The following is a 17,365-nucleotide window of genomic DNA, read 5'->3' as shown; positions in this document are numbered from 1 at the left end:
AATGGCCAAAAAGTTCGGCCCCCGGGAACAAGCCGGGGGCCGAGTGCTAATGCCGGTGGGAGGAAAATCACCCTGGCTTACTTCTCCTTCAGCACCGCGTGGGCCGCGGCGAGCCGGGCGATGGGAACCCGGAAGGGGGAGCAGGAGACGTAGTCGAGGCCGATCTGGTGGCAGAAGATGACGCTGGTGGGCTCGCCGCCGTGTTCGCCACAGATGCCGAGCTTGATGTTGGGGCGGGTGGCGCGTCCCTTCTCGCAGCCCATCTGCACCAGCTGGCCGACGCCGGCCTGGTCGAGCGCCACGAAGGGATCGACCGGGAAGAGCTCCTTCTCGACGTAGAAGGGAAGGAACTTGCCGGCGTCATCGCGGGAGAGGCCGTAGGTGGTCTGGGTCAGGTCGTTGGTGCCGAAGGAGAAGAACTCGGCCTCTTCGGCAATCTTGTCGGCGGTCAGCGCGGCGCGCGGCAGTTCGATCATGGTGCCGATCAGGTACTCGACCTTGACCCCGTACTTGGCGATTACCTCGTCGGCGACGCGGACAGCGTTGGCCTTGAGGACCGCCAGCTCCTTCACCTCGGCGACGAGGGGAATCATGATCTCGGGGACGATCTGGTACCCCTCGTTCTTGATCAGTTCGCAGGCCGCCTCCATGATCGCCTGGACCTGCATGTCGTAGATTTCGGGGAAGGTGATGCCGAGGCGGCAGCCGCGGTGACCGAGCATCGGGTTGAACTCATGCAGAAATTCCGCCTTGTTCTTGAGGATCGCGGGCGTCACCTTCATCACCCCGGCGAGTTCCTCGATCTCCTTGTCGGTGTGCGGCAGGAACTCGTGCAGCGGCGGATCGAGCAGGCGGATGGTGACCGGCAGCCCCTTCATCTCGCGGAAGAGGCCGAGGAAGTCCCCTTTCTGCATCGGCAGGATCTTGGCCAGGGCCTTCTTGCGCCCCTCGAGGTCGGCAGCGAGGATCATCTCGCGCACCGCCATGATCCGCTCTCCTTCGAAGAACATGTGCTCGGTGCGGCAGAGGCCGATCCCCTCGGCGCCGAACTCGCGCGCGACCTTGGCATCGTGGGGGGTGTCGGCGTTGGTGCGCACCTTGAGGCGCCGGATCTGGTCGACCCAGGTCATCAGCTTGCCGAAGTCGCCGGAAAGCTCGGGCTGCACCGTCGGCACCGCCCCCTTGATCACTTCGCCGGTGGAACCGTCGAGGGTGATGATTTCCCCCTTCTTGATGACGGTGCCGTCCCTGGTGGTGAACTGCTCATTGCGGTAATCGACCTTGATGTCGCCGCAGCCGGAGACGCAGCACTTGCCCATGCCGCGGGCGACCACCGCCGCGTGGCTGGTCATGCCGCCTCTAGCGGTCAGAATCCCCTGGGCGGCGTGCATGCCGTGGATATCCTCGGGGCTCGTCTCGACCCGCACCAGGATCACCTTGAGGCCGATTTTTGCGGCATTCTCGGCGTCGTCGGCGGAGAAGACCACCTCGCCGCCGGCCGCGCCGGGGGAGGCGGGCAGCCCCTTGGCGATGACATCCTTCTTCGCTGCCGGGTCGAGGGAGGGGTGCAACAGCTGGTCAAGCTGGGACGGCTCGACGCGCAGCACCGCTTCCTGCTCGCTGATCAGCCCCTCGCTCGCCATATCGACGGCGACCTTCACCGCCGCCCTGGCGGTGCGCTTGCCGTTGCGGGTCTGCAGCATGAAGAGCTTCCCTTTTTCGATGGTGAACTCGATATCCTGCATATCGCGGTAATGCTTTTCGAGGATGGCGCGGATTTTCACCAGCTGGCCGTAGCACTCGGGCATCACCTCTTCCATCGACGGCAGGGTACCGTCGCCGCCGGCCCTGTTGATCGGCTGCGGGGTGCGGATGCCGGCGACCACGTCCTCGCCCTGGGCGTTGACCAGGAACTCGCCGTAGAAGTAGTCCTCGCCGGTCGCCGGGTCGCGGGTGAAGGCGACGCCGGTGGCGCAATCATCCCCCATATTGCCGAAAACCATCGACTGGACATTGACCGCGGTTCCCCATTCGGCAGGGATGTTGTTGAGCTTGCGGTAGGTGATGGCGCGGGGATTCATCCAGGAACCGAAGACGGCGCCGATGGCGCCCCAGAGCTGCTCTTCCGGATCTTCGGGGAAGTCGCGGCCGAGCTCCGACTTGACCTGCTGCTTGAACAGGCCGACCAGTTCCTTGAGGTCGGCGGCGGTGAGCTGGGTATCCTGGTGGACGCCGCGCTTCTCCTTCATCTGCTCGAGGATATGCTCGAGGATGTCGCCGTCGAGATCGAGGACGACGTTGGAATACATCTGGATAAAGCGCCGGTAGGAGTCGTAGGCGAAGCGCTCGTCACCGCTCTGGGCGATGACCCCCTGCACGGTGGTGTCGTTGAGACCGAGATTGAGGACGGTGTCCATCATCCCCGGCATCGAGGCGCGGGCGCCGGAGCGCACCGAGACCAGCAGGGGGTTTTTGGCGTCGCCGAAGGTCTTCCCCATCAGCTTCTCGACCCGCGCCAGGTGCTCGGCCACTTCGCCTTTGAGGCTGGCGGGGTAGTTGCGGTTGTTCTTGTAGAACTCGGTGCAGACCTCGGTGGTGATGGTAAAGCCTGCCGGCACCGGCAGTCCGATGCTGGTCATCTCGGCCAGGTTGGCGCCTTTGCCGCCGAGCAGGTTCTTCATGTCCCCTTTGCCTTCGGCCTTGCCGTCGCCGAAGAAATATACGTACTTCGCAGCCATCAACCTCTCCTCCTCAGAATGATTTGGCCGGGAGCGTCAGTGCCCCCATGTTTCCCCGTTTTATGGATGCCGGAACAGCCGGCGGAAAAATAGAAATATACCGGAACGGTGTTGGGTTTCATTTCAAATGAATCTCCCCGCAGCAAGCTACGGGGTATCAAAAGTTTAGATTGATCGCTTTCATCGAAGCAAGCTTCGGGGAATTCGACCCACCTGAGATTCAACCCAACCTACACCAACGGAACGATGAATCGGTAGGTTGGGTTGAGCGCAGCGAAACCCAACACATTCCGCAGCTCGCGGTTCAGGCGATGCGCGAGAAGTCGGCGATCCCCTCGAACAGCCGCGCCACCCCGGTGAGCAGGGCAAGGCGGTTCTCTTTCACCTTTTCGTCCTTGGCCATGACCATGACGCCGTCGAAGAAGGCATCGACCGGGGCGCGCAGGCCGGCGATGGTGCGCAGCGCCGCCGGGTAGTCGCCGGCGGCGACCTGCTTGCCGACTTCGCCGGCGGCGGCAGTCAGCGCCTGCTGCAGGGCGTGCTCGCATTCGGCTTCGAAGAGCGCCGGGTCGACTGGGGTGGCGATCCCCCCCTTGATGATATTGACGACGCGCTTGAAAGCGATGGCCAGCGGTTCGAAGTCGGCGCGTCCCTTGAGCTCGGCGAGAGCCTTGACCCGGGCGACGGCGTCGACGACGTCGTCGAAGGCAGCCGAGAGGACCGCCTCGATAACGTCGGCCGGATAGTCCTGGCCGGCGAGCAGGTTGACCAGGCGCAGGCGGATGAACTCGACGACCTCGGCCCGGACCTCGGCCGCGGGGCGGGTCAGCTTCCCTTCCAGCAGGGCGACGCTCTGGCGCACCAGCTGCGGCAGGGAGAGGCGGAAGCCCCGGTCGAGGATGATATTGAGGATGCCGATGGCGCTGCGGCGCAGGGCGTAGGGGTCGGCGGTGCCGGTCGGGATCAGCCCGACGCCGAAGCAGCCGCAGATGGTGTCGATCTTGTCGGCGATGGAGACGAAGGCGCCGACGTTGTCGGACGGCAGCTCGCCGCCGGCGCCGGTCGGCAGGTAGTGCTCAAAGATCGCCAGCGCGACCCGCTCTTCCTCCCCTTCGAGGCGGGCGTACTCGCGCCCCATCACCCCCTGCAGCTCGGGAAACTCGTAGACCATCCCGGTCTCGAGGTCGCACTTGGCAAGGAGCGCGGCGCGCTCGGTGAGCCCCTTCACCGCCGGGTCGAGCTGGTCGGCGAGGCCGACGGCCAGCTCCTGAAAGCGCATCACCTTCTCATAGCTGGTGCCGAGCTTCTGCTGGTAGACAACATTCTTCAGCGCCTCGAGACGGCTCTCGAGCTTCACCTTCTGGTCTTCGCTCCAGAAGAACATGGCGTCGGAGAGGCGCGCCCGCAGCACCCGCTCGTTCCCCTTGATGACAACCGAGGGATCGGTGGGACGGGTATTGGAGATGGTGATGAAGTGCGGCAGCAGCTGGCCGTCGGCGCCGGCGACAGTGAAGTAGCGCTGGTGCTCGCGCATCGAGGTGATCAGCAGCTCCCGCGGCAGCTGCAGGAAGCGCTCCTCGATCGAACCGCAGAGCGGGGTAACGTCCTCGACCAGGTAGCTGACCTCGTCGAGCAGCTCGGGGTCGGGGTTGACGGTGCCGCCGACCTGCTGGGCTGCGGTGACAATCCCCTTTTCGATCAGCGCCCGGCGCTCGTCCTTGTCGACCATGACGAAGCGCTTGGCAAGCTCGGCCTGCCACTGGGCGACAGTCTCGACCACGAACTCCTCACTGGCCATGAAGCGGTGGCCGCGGGAGCGGTTGCCGGCGCTCAGGTTGCCGAAACCGAAGGGGACTACCTTGCCGCCGAAGAGGGCGACGATCCAGTGCACCGGCCGCGCGAAGCGGATGTCGAGATCCTTCCAGCGCATCGACTTCTTGAAGGGGATCGCGGTGATCACCCGCGGCAGGATCTCGGGAAGGAGCTCGGCGCTCGGCCGGCCCTCTTCGACCTTGGAGAGGTAGAGGTATTCCCCCTTGTCGGTGGTCATGCGCGACAGCGCGGCAACTTCGACGCCGTTGGCGCGGGCGAAGCCTTCGGCGGCCCGGGTCGGCTTACCGTCGGCATCGAAGGCGACCTTCACCGAGGGGCCGGCGACGGTCAGCTCCATGCGCTCCTGGAGGTCGGCGACCCCCTGCACGGCGATCGCCAGCCGTCGCGGCGTGGCAAAGGTGCGGATGGCGCCAAAGCCGATGCGGGCGTTCTCGAGCTCCTTGCGCAGCAGGCGCTCGAGGTCCTGCATCGCCGGGCGCAGAAAGCCGGCGGGAATCTCTTCGGTACCGATTTCGAGGAACAGTTCAGCGGACATGGAAACTCCAGAGATGGGTAAGCCGGACCTGGCCGGCCGTTACTTTTTCAGCAGCGGGAAACCGAGCTTCTCGCGCATTGCCACGTACCCCTCGGCGCAGAGGCGCGCCATGTTGCGCACCCGGCCGATGTAGCTGGCGCGCTCGGTGACCGAGATCGCGCCGCGCGCATCGAGGAGGTTGAAGGCATGGGAGCACTTCATCACATAGTCGTAGGCCGGCAGCACCAGCCCGGTCTCGACCAGGCGGATCGCTTCCTTCTCGTACATGGTGAAGAGGTTGAGGAGCATCGAGACATCGGCCTGTTCGAAGTTGTAGGTCGAGAATTCGACCTCACTGCGGTGGTGGACGTCGCCGTACCTGATCCCCTTGACCCACTCCAGATCGTAGACGTTGTCGACTCCCTGCAGGTACATGGCGATACGTTCGCAGCCGTAAGTGATTTCACCGGAGACCGGCTTGAGGTCGATGCCGCCGGCCTGCTGGAAGTAGGTGAACTGGGTGATTTCCATACCGTCGAGCCAGACCTCCCACCCCAGCCCCCAGGCGCCGAGGGTCGGCGACTCCCAGTCATCCTCGACGAAACGGATGTCGTGCCTGGCCGGGTCAATGCCGAAGCTCTTCAGCGAATCGAGGTAGAGCTCCTGGATGTTCATCGGCGACGGCTTGAGAATCACCTGGAACTGGTAGTAGTGCTGCAGGCGGTTGGGATTCTCGCCGTAACGGCCGTCGGTGGGACGGCGCGACGGCTCGACGTAAGCGACGTTCCACGGTTCGGGACCGAGGACGCGCAGGAAGGTGGCGGGGTTGAAGGTGCCGGCCCCCTTTTCGACGTCGTAGGGCTGCTGGATGATGCACCCCTGTTTGGCCCAGTAGTTCTGGAGCGAAAGGATGAGGTCCTGAAAGGTCACGTTGCCTCCGGAAAAAGACGGTTCCGGTCCGCCGGGGCGGACCGTGAAAAGTATACTGTATACAAAGCGACAGGCGAAAAATTCTAGCCCTTTTGCCCCTGGCTGTCAAGCCAAAGAGCCAGGAAAATCGCGGCTGAAGCGCACTTAATGTGGGGGCTGACGCAGCACCTCGTCGAGGAAGGCGAGGGAGCGGATCGGCTGATGCAGATGTTCGCGCAGGGCGTTGCCGACCAGCGCCGCGCCTTCGGCCAGGGTGGTCGCCGAGAGGCGCACCCCGGCAAAGGCCGTCACCGGTCCGCGCAGCAGCCGCGACAGGGTGCCGATGGTGAGCAGATCGACGGCGATCCGCCCCGGCCCGCAGGCGGCGCAGAGGCTGCCGCCACGGGCGGCGTCAAAATCGACCATTCCCGGAGCGAGGGGACCGAAGCACTCGGCACAGTGGAGCAGGTGGGGGATGTAGCCGGCGATCTCGATCAGCCGCAGCTCGAAAAGAAGCCGCGCCACCGGCGCCGCGCCGCCCGCGGCGAGATGATCGAGGAACGAGGCAAGCAGCAGGTAGGCCTGTTCCTGCCCGGTCTGGTCCCCCAGCAGCGCCGCGACCAGTTCGCAGCCGTAACCGGCCAGCGCCAGCGCCACCAGGTCGCCGCGCAACCCGGAGCGCAGATCGACCAGCTCCGCCTCGCGAAGGGAAGCGAGCCGCTCCCCTTGCGCCGGCACCCAGTGCATCCGCACCTGGGCAAAGGGCTCCAGCGCCGCGCCGAAGCGTTTGCGGCTCTTGCGCGCGCTGCGGGCGAACCCCTTGCAGACACCATGCTCGGCGCTGAAGAAGGTGACGATACGGTCGGATTCGCCGTAATCGATATGGCGCAGGATGATGGCGTCGGTGCGCAGCAGGTTCATGGAGGGGCTCGGCAGGGGAAGTGTACCGGGGGGAGGAGACTGGCGTGGGCGTGGGCTTACTCCCGCCCCGCCAGCGATACCCCGCAGCTGCCGTCGCAGAAAGGCTGGTCGCCGCTCAGGCCGCAACCGCAGAGGTAAACCTTCTGCCGCTTCTTGATCTTGAACTGGATCGGCGAGTTCTCCGACCCGCTGTGGGACTCGTCGCAGAACGGGAGGTTCTGGGACTTGCCGCAGGTGCAGCGGTAGTAGGTGCCGGGGTCGAGGGTGAGGCCGATCGGCATCCCTTCGACGGGGGTCTCTTTGCTCATGGGCGGCTCCTTGAATTGGTAATCGGCATAATGGCCGGCGTCAGTGCAGGAATTTCAAAAATATCGTCGCGGTACCGAAATAGATGAGAATGCCGGTGATGTCGTTGGCAGTCTGGACAAAAGGGCTGGAGGCGATGGCGGGGTCGATACCGATCTTCTTGAAGAAGGAGGGGGCAAGGACCCCCATGCAGGCGGCGACGGTCATTGCCGCCACCATCGCCAGCGCCACCACCAGACCAAGGGCGATATTGTGGTGCCAGATCAGCGCCACCAGGCCGACAGTGACGCCGCAGACGCCACCCATGATCACCCCGACCCGCAGCTCCTTGAAGAAGACCTGCCTGAGGGTCGAAAAATCGATGCGGCCGGTGGCGAAGCCGCGCACCACGATGGTCGAGGACTGGCCGCCGACGTTGCCGCCCATGCCGGTGATAACCGGGATGAAGGAGATCAGCGCGATGACCTCGGCGAGGGTCGCCTTGAAGAGCCACATCAGGTAGCCGGTGATGATGCCGCCGAAGAGATTGGTGATCAGCCACGGCAGCCGCAGCCGGGCGATCTTGAAGGAGCGGTTGCCGTAGAGGAGCTCCTCCTCGCTGGCACCGGCCATCTTGTAGATATCCTCGGTCGCCTCCTGGCGCATGACGTCGATGACGTCGTCAACGGTGATCAGACCCATCAGCTTGTTGGCGTCGTCGACGACCGGGATGGCGAGGATGTTGTACTTGGCGACGAGGTGGGCGACCTCCTCCTGGTCCATGTCGGTGCGCACGCTGATCACCTCGCGCCCCATGATCTCCTTGAGGAGTTTCTTCGGCGAGACCGTTAGCAGCTGGCGCAGAGAGAGGACGCCGACGAGGTGGTTGTGCTCGTCGGTAACGTAGAGGTAGAAGACCATCTCGACGTCGCCGGCCTGCTGCACCGCCTCGATCGCCGCCTGAACCGAGAGGTCCTGGTTGAGGGAGAAGATCTCCGTCGACATGATGCCGCCGGCGGTGTCCTCGTCATAGAGGAGGAGCTGTTCGATCTCCTCCGAGTCCTCGTCCTGCATGATGCCGAGGATCTCTTCGGCGAGTTCCTCGGGCATGTTGCGGATGATGTCGACGGCATCGTCGTAGGGCATCTCCTGCAGGACTTCGGTGATCGTCTCCTTGTCGATCTGCTCTAAGAGCTGGGCGCCGGTAGCGTGATCGAGTTCCGAGAGGACGTAGGCGGCGGTCTCGGGGTTATCGATCAGGTTGAAGAGGATCTTCTGTTCCTTGAGATCGAGATAGCGGAAAAGATGGGCAATATCCGCGGGATGGGACTTGCCGATCACCTTGGAAAGGTTGGGACTCGCCCCCCGGCGGATCAGCTTGCGGACGGTGTCGAGGAGAAGCTGGAGTTTCTGGTCCATAGCGCATGCCTTTTCGGGGCGGGGGGAGACGGGAAGGAAAAACGTGTAACTCTAACACCGGCCAGGAAAGGGTGTCAATCGCCCGCCAGGGCTTTTAGGGTGGGGACGCGACGGCGGAAGAGGGTCCGGACTCAGTTTTCGCCAGCCGGGTTGTCGCCCGCAACGTCTGCCCGGGCCGAGGCGACCTGCGCGGTGGAATGGTCGCCGATCCAGGCCATCAACAGGGTGTAGGAGACCGCCAGCACCACCGGTCCGATGAACAGCCCGATAATGCCGAAAGCGAAGAGACCACCGAGAACGCCACCGAAGATCAGAATCAGGGGGAGGTTGGAGCCGCGTTTGATCAACATCGGCCGGAGGAAGGCATCCAGATTGACTACCACCAGGGACCAGACCAGAAGGACCGTCCCCCACAGAATGTCGTCCTGCCAGTAAAGCCAGATGACCGCAGGGACCAGCACTGGCAGTGGCCCGATCTGGGCGACGGTCAGGACGAAGACCAGAGCGGTCAGCAGGGTGGCGAGGGGAATGCCGGCCAGGGCGAGCCCGAGGCCGGCGAGAATCGACTGGACCAGGGAGGTCACCACCACGCCGAGAGCGACCGCCCGGATTGCCAGACTCGCAAGACGGACGCTGGTCTCTCCCTGGCTCCCGGCGACCTTGTGCGCGAAGCGGACCAGGGTCTGACCCGCCTGCTCGCCCCGGGCATATAGGAGCGCCGAAAGCCCCAAGGTCAGCAGGATGTGCACAAACATCATGCCGAAACTTCCCGCTTTGGCCGCCAGCCACCCCCCGGTACTTTTCAGGTAGGGGGCAAACCGGCCGCTCCATTCCTCCGGTGGCATGGCCGCCAGATGCTGCCACCCCCCGGCCAGCTTCGGTCCGACCAGCGGCAGCCCGCCCAGCGAGGCGGGCGGCGCAGGGAGACTGAGTTGGCTCAGCGACTTGGCCCAGGCACCGATCTGCGGCGCATGGTCGACGATGGTGCCGATAGCCAGAGCGAAGGGGATGACGAAGACGAGGAGCATGGTCCCGGTCATCACCAGTACCGCCAGGTAACGGTTCCCCCGCAACCGCGCCTGAACCCCAAGCAGGAGCGGCCAGGTAGCAACCACGATCATGACCGCCCAGGCCAGGGAGAGGAGAAAGGGGCGCAGAATCCAGAAGCAGGCCGCAACCATCAGGCAGAGGAAGAAGATCCCGAGGGTGGCGCGGGTCAGGTCGATGGCGGGCGGGCGGTTGGTCATGATCTGGTCCTCGGGGGGCTCAATGCACGCAACGCACGAAATTCATCCGGCCGACGTCGTCGAGGCCGGCGAGGCCGCTGCCGAAACCGACGGTCCAGGCAAAGGTGTCGAACTTCGTATCCCGCTCCGCGGTCCAGTACTTGAGCGCCTTGGTGAGGGGGAAGAGGGTTTCGTCGATCAGGGGCGCCGCGCCGTCCTTGCGCAGCAGGGATTGAAGTTCCGGCCGGTGGGGAAGGCGCCAGCCCTGAAGGCCGCCCAGGTTCAACTCCTGGCAGTAGATCTCGGCGTTGCTCCAGGAACGCGGCGTCCCGTCGTCCATGGCCTGCCAGACCAGCCCCGATTGGCGATCGCGGACGGTGCCGTCGGCGCGGGCGACGAAGTCGGCCGCGTGGCCCGCAGTTGCCAGGAGCAGGAGGAGACTGCCAAGCAGGGCCAGGTACCGAAGATTTATGATTTGAAACATAGCGTTGTTCTCCTAGTCGTTGCGGGGATTCCTGAGAGGCCGTTGCCATCCGAACCTGGATTCTGGCCAAAAATAGATGCTTTCCAAAGGGTTGTCGCTGCCTTATTTCGCGGATTGTATCAATATTCAAATTTATAGCCAACACTGTACACCGAATGAACCAGCTCGGCCGTGGTATCGATATCGGCAATTTTTTTCCGCAGCTTCTTGATATGGCTGTCGATGGTGCGATCGCTGACAATGCGCTGGTCATGGTAGATGCGGTCCATGAGCTGCTGGCGGGAGAAGATCCTCCCGGGATGGGCGAAGAGGAACTGCAGCAGGTTGAACTCCAGGGCAGTCAGCCCGAGGTCGCGGCCGTGCAGAGTAGCCCGGTAGCGCTCGGGATCGAGGATCAGCCCCGCGTCCACCCCGTCCCGCCCCTCGCCGGTCCGGCGCAGCACTGCCTTGACCCGGGCCACCACCTCCCGCGGCGAGAAGGGCTTGCAGATGTAGTCGTCGGCGCCGAGTTCGAGGCCGAGCAGGCGGTCGATCTCCTCGATCCGAGCCGTCACCATGATGATCGGCACCGCACAGAAGCTGCGCAGCTCCTTGCAGACCTCCAGTCCATCGCGACCCGGCAGCATCAGGTCGAGCAGGACCAGCGCCGGCGCCGCTGCGCGCACCCGCGGCGCCACCGCCAGGCCGTTATCGAGGCGCTCACTGGCAAAGCCGGCCTGGTGCAGGTAGTCGGCGAGGAGCGCGGCGAGTTTCGGTTCGTCTTCGACGATCAGGATGGTGTCGTTCATGCGCTCGCTCCGGCGCGGGGCAGTTCCACCTGGATCCAGACTCCGCCGAAGGGCGAAGGCCGGGCGCTGATGCTGCCGCCGTGGGCCTCGGCGATATTGCGACAGATCGCCAGTCCGAGCCCGGCGCCACCGCTGGCCCGGTTGCGCGAGCCTTCGCCGCGGTAGAGCCGGTCGAAGAGCTTGTCGAGATCGGCGGACGCGACCCCGGGGGCGCTGTCGAAAAGGTCGAGGGTGGCCCGCGCCCCCGCAGTCGAGAGGTTGACGGCGAGCCGCCCCCCCGGGTCAGTATAGCGCAGACTGTTCTCGAGGAGGTTGCCGAGGAGCTGGTACAGCCGTTCTCCGTCGGCGAAGAGGGGAACCGGGCCGGGCGGCAGCGTCACCACCAGAGAGAGCTCCTTGCGCCCGAAGGCGTCGCGGTAGCCCTCGACCACCGTTTCCACCAGCGTGCGCAGGTCGAGCTTTTGCTTGCGGTAATTGAGAGCCCCGAGATCGGAGAGGGACAGCTGGTAAAGGTCGTCGACCAGTCGCCCGAGGTGGAGCACTTCGCTGTGCAACGAACCGATTGTCGCCGGACCGGGCTGGCGGACGCCGTCTTGCAGCGCCTCGATCTCGCCGCGCAGGATCGCCAGCGGGGTGCGCAGCTCGTGGGAGATATCCGCCACCCACTGGCGGCGCGCCGCTTCGTTCTTCTCCAGGGTGAGGGCGAGGGCATTGAAGTCGGCGGCGAGCTGGCCGAGCTCGTCGCGGGAGGTCACCGCGACCCGCGTGCCGTATTCGCCGGCGGCGAGGCGATGGGTCGCCGCCGCCAGCGCCTTGAGGGGGCGCACCAGGCGCTTGGCGAGGGGGAGGGCGAGGAGCGCGGAGACCAGCAGCATGACACCCGCGATCAGCACCAGGCCGAGGCGCTGCTGGCGCACGAAACGGAGCTGGCTGGCATCGGCCAGGCCCTGGCGTGGCAACAGACCGAGATAGCCGATCACCTGCGCACCCTGGCGCAGCGGGCGCAGGTTGAGGTCGGGCGGCGCGGGTGGACCGAAGATCGGCTGCCGGTCGCCATCAAGCAGCAGCACCCGCAATTCAAAGCGCTGCTCCAGGCCGGGCGGACCCTCCCGCGGCAGCGGCGGCTGGCCGCGCTCGGCACGGCGCTCGAGGCGCCGCTCAAGGCGCTGCAGCCGCTCACTGTCGACCGTTCCCGGCGGCAGGGTGCCGACCATCAGGCGCAACCAGGCGGCCGGATCACGCTGCAGAAAATCCCAGCCCCCTTCCCGTTCATAGGCCTGCTGCAGCTCCCCGGCGAGGCTCTCCAGGCGTTCCTCCTCCAGGGTATTGATATACTGCAGGAATCCGCGGTTGAAGCTCCACTGCACGATGACGTACATGCAACCGACGACCACCACGGTAGCGGCGAGCATGGCGAGAAAGAGACGGTATCGGATTCCTAACTTCAGCATCATGGTCTCCGGGATAGGAATTGCTTCACCTCTCTCCTACCACACCTGCAGCGGAAAAAATATCCCTTCGCCCCGCTCCACCTCGCCTTTTCACATTTCTTCCACAATTGCTGCGCATTCGGTGCCTAGCCTTGACTCAACTCAGGTGGAGCGGAGCGACGTCACCGCACCGCAAAAGCATCCTATCGGGTCGAACCGCGACCCCACAACCAAGGAGATTGCGCCATGAAAAAATCGTTGTTACCGATCCTGCTGTTCACCGCCACCCTCGTCGGTGGCTCTTTCCTCCCCCTCGCGGCGAACGCCGCGCAGCCAGGAAACGAACGCCGCCAGGGCGAAGGGCGGGACCAGCGCCAGGAGCGCATGGCCGAAATCCTCGGTCTCAGCGCCGAGCAGCAGGCGAGCATCGCCGCACTCATCGAGGCGGAGCGCGCCGCCAACGCCCCGCTGCGGGAGCGGCTACGGGCCAACCGCGAACAGATGCACCAGGCGGTCACGGCGGAAACCTTCGACGAATCCGCGGTCCGCGCCCTGGCGGCCAGCCAGGTGGCCGACCGCACCGAGCTCCTTGTCAGCCACGCCCGCGCCCAACACTTATCAGGCCCCCGGCCGTCAAGGGTAAAAAAGTCCGATAACGAAAAAGGTTTTCCCTCCCGTTCTTTGACATGCGACTGATCACTTAAGAGCCAACCGGGTTCCGGCTTGGGATTCTCTTCTGGCTGCAGACGAATTCTGCTCCAAACACTTATCGAGGCTCTTGATGCAGGGGCCGGTCTTTGTCGACCTGGTTCTCCCTGCCGCCTGGAATCACGCTCGTGCCCTCATGCCGTCCCAATCAAAATAGCGAGGTCCATCTTGGTGCCGATGGCCGCAGTTAGGTGCGGGATCGGGGAAGGGGCAGAATCCGGCGCGGGCCCTTTGGACCATCGCGCAAGCTGTTGGAGCGGGGCGGACCTCCAATCAAAACAAACCGGCTGGCGGAAGTTGGCGGATGATGCGGCCCAAGTCGGGCTGTTGGCCCAGAAGTCTGCGCTTGCTTATGGCCGCCGAGCTTATCTCGCCGCTGTGGTTGCCTCCAGTTAGACGGTCTGGCTGATCCGCCCCCTCCGCGTCAGGCGGCCTTGCGCAGGAACCTGTCCTGGTCGAAGGGCACCTGATTTTTGAGCATGTAATAGACGGCACGACCGAGACGATGGGCCAGGATGGCCAGGGCTTTCCCCTTGCCGTGCTTGCTGGCCAGGCGTTGCAGCATGGTTTGAGCCGGCTTGTTCCCTTTGAGCATCAGCACCACGGCCTCGCCAAAAGCCCAGCGCAGATGGGCGTTGCCGATCTTCTTGCCCGAATGGCCATAATGCTTGCCGTTCGATTCCTTGCCCGGCTTGACCAGCCGGCAATAGGAGGCAAAGTCCTGCTCGCGGGGGAAGCGGGCGATGTCCTCGATCTCGTAGAGCATCACCATGCCGAGGATCTTGCCGACCCCGGGAATCGATTTGAGCAGCGCCAGGTTGATCGGATCATGACCGGTGGCGATGCGCTCCAGTTCCCGCTCCAGTCGATCCAGCAGCTGTTCGTAATGTTCGATGGTGAGCAGGTCGACCTCGACCATGCGACGTACCACCGAATCGGGAAACTTTTTGAGCAGATCACCGCGCTCGCTCGGTTTGGCGATACGTCCCAGCGGCTCGGGGAGGTTGTACTGGGTGGCGGTGTTCTGGATGTGGGCGAAGAGTTCGCCCCGTTTGCGGGCGAGATGATTGCGGCGGCGCAGCAAGTCCCTCGTCGCCCGCATCGGCTTGGGGTAGGTATAGGCCAGCGGAAAAGAACCGCCGCGCAGCAGTACGGCGATCTTGTGGGAATCGATGCGATCGTTCTTGGCCTTGCCGCCGTGAATTGCCTTCATGTAGAGGGCATGACCGAGGACGAAGTCAATCTCCTGCTCGGTGCACAGATCGGCCAGCCAGTACCAGGTAAACATGCACTCGCAGCCGACCACGATGCCGGAGCGGTAGGGTTTGATCAGTCGCAGGAAGTTTTTCGGTTTGGTCGGGATGTTCTGATGAACCACCACCTCGCCGGTCGCATCAAGGATGCAGACGTACATGGCGTCTGCATGCAGATCGACGCCGCAATAGAATTGGTGCTGTTTCGTGTAGAATTTCATGGTGCAGGCTCCTTTCTTTGAGAGGGTTTCTTGTTTCTCAAAGGATACCGGATGGTCCGGTATCTATGGAGGGGGCCTGCACTAGTATCACAACATTCAGGCGATCCTCACCCCCGAACAGCGCGTTCTGGCAGAGAAACTGCGCCCCCTGCTGCACAAGGGACCGGGCCAGCGCCACCGCCACGGCGATGAAAGCCCGGAACTGTAACCCCACCAGGGTCCGGCCTGCGCTTTGCGGGCCGGACCAGCCTCCCAGCGCCCGTGAACCCGATCTCTGTTCCGGAACACACCTCCCCCTTTCCCCCTGCCCTGCGCCGTGCTAAGGTGGGCGCCATTCCATCTCGCCGCAGGAAGCGCCCATGTCGCAAACCGTCTCCCGCAGCGCCACCCTGCTGGTGGTCTGTACCGCCCATTTCCTGATGCCCTTCATGATGTCGGCGGTCGGCGTCGCCCTGCCGGCCATCGGCCGGGAGTTCGCCGCCAGCGCCCGCCAGCTCGGGCTGGTGGAGACGACTTACGTCCTCTCGGCCTCAATCTTCCTGCTTACCATGGGGCGGCTCGGCGACATCCACGGCCGGCGCCGCGTCTTCCAGAACGGCATCGCCCTCTTCACCCTCGCCGGCGGGCTCCTCTCCCAGGCCTGGTCGATCGAATCGCTGATCGCCTTCCGCTTCCTGCAGGGGATGGGGGGCGCAATGGTGATGTCGACCTCCCTGGCGATCGTGGTCTCGGTCTTTCCCGGCGCCGAGCGCGGCAAGGCGCTCGGCATCGCGGTGGCGGCGGTCTACGCCGGCATCTCCTGCGGACCGCTGATCGGCGGCACCCTGGTCGCCGCTTTCGGCTGGCGCGCCATCTTCTACTGCAGCGTGCCCCTGGGCCTGGCCGCCTTTCTGGTGACGCTGCGCAAACTGCGCGGCGAATGGGCCGAGGCGAAAGGGGAACCCTTCGACTGGCGCGGCAGCCTGGTCTACGCCGCCGGCATCCTGCTGCTGATCAGCGGCGCCTCCAACCTCGAACAGGGGTACTGGGCCTGGGGGCTGCTCGGGCTGGGTGTTATCGTCCTGGCCCTCTTCGTAGCACTGGAGCGGCGCTGCCCCTTTCCGCTCCTCAACATCACCCTGCTCACCGGCAACCGGGTCTTTGCCCTGAGCAACCTGGCGGCCCTCTTCAACTACGCCGCGACCTTCGGCGTCACCTTCTTCCTCAGCCTCTACCTGCAATACGTCAAGGGTTTCGATCCACGCCAGGCCGGCCTGATCCTGATCCTGCAGCCGGTGACCCAGAGTCTCCTCTCGCCGGCCTGCGGACGGCTCTCCGACCGCATTCCCGCCCCCTGGGTGGCGACCGCCGGCATGGCCCTCTGTGCCGCCGGGCTCGGGCTTGCCGCCAGCGTCAGTGCCAGCTCGCCCCTCGGCCTGATCCTCGCCCTGCTCACCCTGCTCGGCCTGGGCTTCGCCCTCTTCTCCTCCCCTAACATGAGTGTCATCCTCGGGGCGGTCGCCCCGCGCTACCTCGGCGTCGCCACCGGCCTCTCGGCGAGCATGCGCACCCTGGGGATGATGACCAGCATGACGATCATCACCATCATCTTCTCGGTGCTGATGGGGGACCGGCCCATCGCCGCCGAAACCCTCCCCGACTTCCTGCGCAGCATGCGCAGCGCCCTCCTGGTCTTCTGCGGGCTCTGCGTCGTGGGCATCTTCTGCTCGGTCGGCCGCGCCGTCGCCCCCCGCCCACCTGCAGATCACGGTTGATTCCCCGGGCAGATACCCTATAATCGACGAGTTGCCCCCATCTACGCGCTCCGGCCGGTCGCCGCGGGAGAAACTGCCTGTGACCTTCTTTGCCACATTTGGCCACTGGGCCCTGAAAAAAACATCCCAGCTTCTGGCAACCCTGCGACTGATCCTGGCGGCCCTGTCCGGGGTGGCGGGTTTGCGCAACCAGGCGACCACCCCGGTTTTGCTCAAGCAGATCTACTTTACCGGCTTCGAGTCGGCCAAGGTCATCATCGTTATCTCGATGGCGATTGGCACCGTCATCATCGCCCAGGTGATGCTCCTGGTCGGCAGCGCCAATGCCTCCCTCACCGGCAAGGTCCTGATCTGGACCGTCGTGCGCGAGCTCGGGCCGATGCTGACCGCCCTGATCGTGATCGCCCGCAGCGGTGCAGCAATCGCCTCCGAACTCGGCACGATGAAGCTCAATGGCGAGGTCGAGACCCTGCTGGGACTCGGCATCTCCCCGATCGCCTACCTGGCGACCCCGCGGATTCTCGGCGGCATGCTTGCCGTCTTCGCCCTGACTGTCTATTTCGAGGCCGGCGCGATTCTCGGCGGGGTGCTGGTCGCCTCCTTCGGCTGGCACCTGCCGCTGGAACAGTTCTCCCAGGGGCTCTACGCCGCCCTCACCCTGCAGGACCTGGCCATGAGCGCCGTCAAGAGCCTTCTCTTCGGGCTTTTCATCACCGCCGCCGCCTGCCAGCAGGGACTGGCGGTGGGCCGCAGCGCGACGATGATCCCGCAGGCGGCGACTCTCGGCGTCATGCACAGTCTCTTTCTGGTCTTCGTTCTCGACGGGATCGTGACCCTGACCTTCCAGTATCTCCATGCCGGCTAGGGCCCCCTGGAGGCAGA

At 64.6% G+C, this 17,365-nt stretch carries 14 protein-coding genes; 3 read left to right on the top strand and 11 right to left on the bottom strand.

Annotated elements, in window-relative coordinates; translation table 11 throughout:
* Nucleotides 1-77: 77 nt before the first annotated feature.
* The 10 genes from ppdK to ACYQ8E_RS16335 all read right to left on the bottom strand — a co-directional run bounded on the left by ppdK (nt 78) and on the right by ACYQ8E_RS16335 (nt 12,571).
* Nucleotides 78-2,738 carry a pyruvate, phosphate dikinase gene (gene ppdK, locus ACYQ8E_RS16380; RefSeq protein WP_066725138.1) on the bottom strand — a complete coding sequence of 887 codons (2,661 nt, stop codon included), beginning with the start codon at nt 2,736-2,738 and terminating at the stop codon, nt 78-80.
* A 304-nt stretch (nt 2,739-3,042) separates the two neighbouring features.
* Nucleotides 3,043-5,106, bottom strand: coding sequence for a glycine--tRNA ligase subunit beta (gene glyS, locus ACYQ8E_RS16375; RefSeq protein WP_066725135.1), 2,064 nt, complete (start codon nt 5,104-5,106; stop codon nt 3,043-3,045).
* Between the two features lie 39 nt (nt 5,107-5,145).
* Nucleotides 5,146-6,015 (bottom strand): glycine--tRNA ligase subunit alpha, encoded by an 870-nt coding sequence (gene glyQ, locus ACYQ8E_RS16370; RefSeq protein WP_066725129.1) that lies wholly within the window; start codon nt 6,013-6,015, stop codon nt 5,146-5,148.
* A 144-nt stretch (nt 6,016-6,159) separates the two neighbouring features.
* Nucleotides 6,160-6,915 (bottom strand): DNA repair protein RecO, encoded by a 756-nt coding sequence (recO, locus tag ACYQ8E_RS16365; RefSeq protein ID WP_066725127.1) that lies wholly within the window; start codon nt 6,913-6,915, stop codon nt 6,160-6,162.
* Nucleotides 6,916-6,971: 56 nt separating this feature from the next.
* Nucleotides 6,972-7,223: a CDGSH iron-sulfur domain-containing protein gene (locus tag ACYQ8E_RS16360; RefSeq protein ID WP_066725125.1), complete on the bottom strand. Its 252-nt coding sequence runs from the start codon at nt 7,221-7,223 to the stop codon at nt 6,972-6,974.
* Between the two features lie 40 nt (nt 7,224-7,263).
* Nucleotides 7,264-8,619 (bottom strand): magnesium transporter, encoded by a 1,356-nt coding sequence (gene mgtE, locus ACYQ8E_RS16355; RefSeq protein ID WP_066725123.1) that lies wholly within the window; start codon nt 8,617-8,619, stop codon nt 7,264-7,266.
* Between the two features lie 131 nt (nt 8,620-8,750).
* Nucleotides 8,751-9,866, bottom strand: a complete 1,116-nt coding sequence (gene ydiK, locus ACYQ8E_RS16350; protein WP_066725121.1) for an AI-2E family transporter YdiK — start codon at nt 9,864-9,866, stop codon at nt 8,751-8,753.
* A 19-nt stretch (nt 9,867-9,885) separates the two neighbouring features.
* Nucleotides 9,886-10,329 (bottom strand): Lcl C-terminal domain-containing protein, encoded by a 444-nt coding sequence (locus tag ACYQ8E_RS16345; protein WP_066725120.1) that lies wholly within the window; start codon nt 10,327-10,329, stop codon nt 9,886-9,888.
* A gap of 119 nt (nt 10,330-10,448) precedes the next feature.
* Complete coding sequence (locus ACYQ8E_RS16340; protein WP_066725118.1) at nt 10,449-11,117, bottom strand: response regulator; 669 nt, start codon at nt 11,115-11,117, stop codon at nt 10,449-10,451.
* A complete protein-coding gene (locus ACYQ8E_RS16335) occupies nt 11,114-12,571 on the bottom strand; it encodes an ATP-binding protein (RefSeq protein WP_335339863.1) in 1,458 nt (485 codons plus the stop codon). Before ACYQ8E_RS16335 ends, ACYQ8E_RS16340 begins: the two co-directional genes overlap by 4 nt.
* Before the next feature lie 222 nt (nt 12,572-12,793).
* Between ACYQ8E_RS16335 and ACYQ8E_RS16330 the strand changes: the two genes are divergently transcribed.
* Nucleotides 12,794-13,243 carry a Spy/CpxP family protein refolding chaperone gene (locus ACYQ8E_RS16330; RefSeq protein WP_066725116.1) on the top strand — a complete coding sequence of 150 codons (450 nt, stop codon included), beginning with the start codon at nt 12,794-12,796 and terminating at the stop codon, nt 13,241-13,243.
* 436 nt (nt 13,244-13,679) lie between these two features.
* Here the strand turns inward: ACYQ8E_RS16330 and ACYQ8E_RS16325 are convergent, their stop codons facing one another.
* Complete coding sequence (locus ACYQ8E_RS16325; RefSeq protein WP_066723639.1) at nt 13,680-14,729, bottom strand: IS110 family RNA-guided transposase; 1,050 nt, start codon at nt 14,727-14,729, stop codon at nt 13,680-13,682.
* A gap of 359 nt (nt 14,730-15,088) precedes the next feature.
* On the opposite strand from ACYQ8E_RS16325, the gene ACYQ8E_RS16320 reads away from it, so the two are divergent.
* Together ACYQ8E_RS16320 and ACYQ8E_RS16315 are read left to right on the top strand one after the other, a co-directional pair.
* Nucleotides 15,089-16,483 (top strand): MFS transporter, encoded by a 1,395-nt coding sequence (locus tag ACYQ8E_RS16320; protein ID WP_066725114.1) that lies wholly within the window; start codon nt 15,089-15,091, stop codon nt 16,481-16,483.
* Nucleotides 16,484-16,562: 79 nt separating this feature from the next.
* On the top strand, nt 16,563-17,348 hold the full coding sequence (locus tag ACYQ8E_RS16315; RefSeq protein ID WP_066725112.1) for an ABC transporter permease: 786 nt from the start codon (nt 16,563-16,565) through the stop codon (nt 17,346-17,348).
* Nucleotides 17,349-17,365 lie beyond the last annotated feature (17 nt).

Source organism: Desulfuromonas carbonis, assembly GCF_054658035.1.
This window is presented reverse-complemented; position numbering and strand designations above follow the sequence as displayed.

Coding starts and splice junctions, on each gene's coding strand:
- ppdK (WP_066725138.1), bottom strand. CDS start 2,738: ATGGCTGCGAAGTACGTATATTTCTTCGGCGACGGCAAGGCCGAAGGC.
- glyS (WP_066725135.1), bottom strand. CDS start 5,106: ATGTCCGCTGAACTGTTCCTCGAAATCGGTACCGAAGAGATTCCCGCC.
- recO (WP_066725127.1), bottom strand. CDS start 6,915: ATGAACCTGCTGCGCACCGACGCCATCATCCTGCGCCATATCGATTAC.
- ACYQ8E_RS16360 (WP_066725125.1), bottom strand. CDS start 7,223: ATGAGCAAAGAGACCCCCGTCGAAGGGATGCCGATCGGCCTCACCCTC.
- mgtE (WP_066725123.1), bottom strand. CDS start 8,619: ATGGACCAGAAACTCCAGCTTCTCCTCGACACCGTCCGCAAGCTGATC.
- ydiK (WP_066725121.1), bottom strand. CDS start 9,866: ATGACCAACCGCCCGCCCGCCATCGACCTGACCCGCGCCACCCTCGGG.
- ACYQ8E_RS16345 (WP_066725120.1), bottom strand. CDS start 10,329: ATGTTTCAAATCATAAATCTTCGGTACCTGGCCCTGCTTGGCAGTCTC.
- ACYQ8E_RS16340 (WP_066725118.1), bottom strand. CDS start 11,117: ATGAACGACACCATCCTGATCGTCGAAGACGAACCGAAACTCGCCGCG.
- ACYQ8E_RS16335 (WP_335339863.1), bottom strand. CDS start 12,571: ATGATGCTGAAGTTAGGAATCCGATACCGTCTCTTTCTCGCCATGCTC.
- ACYQ8E_RS16330 (WP_066725116.1), top strand. CDS start 12,794: ATGAAAAAATCGTTGTTACCGATCCTGCTGTTCACCGCCACCCTCGTC.
- ACYQ8E_RS16325 (WP_066723639.1), bottom strand. CDS start 14,729: ATGAAATTCTACACGAAACAGCACCAATTCTATTGCGGCGTCGATCTG.
- ACYQ8E_RS16320 (WP_066725114.1), top strand. CDS start 15,089: ATGTCGCAAACCGTCTCCCGCAGCGCCACCCTGCTGGTGGTCTGTACC.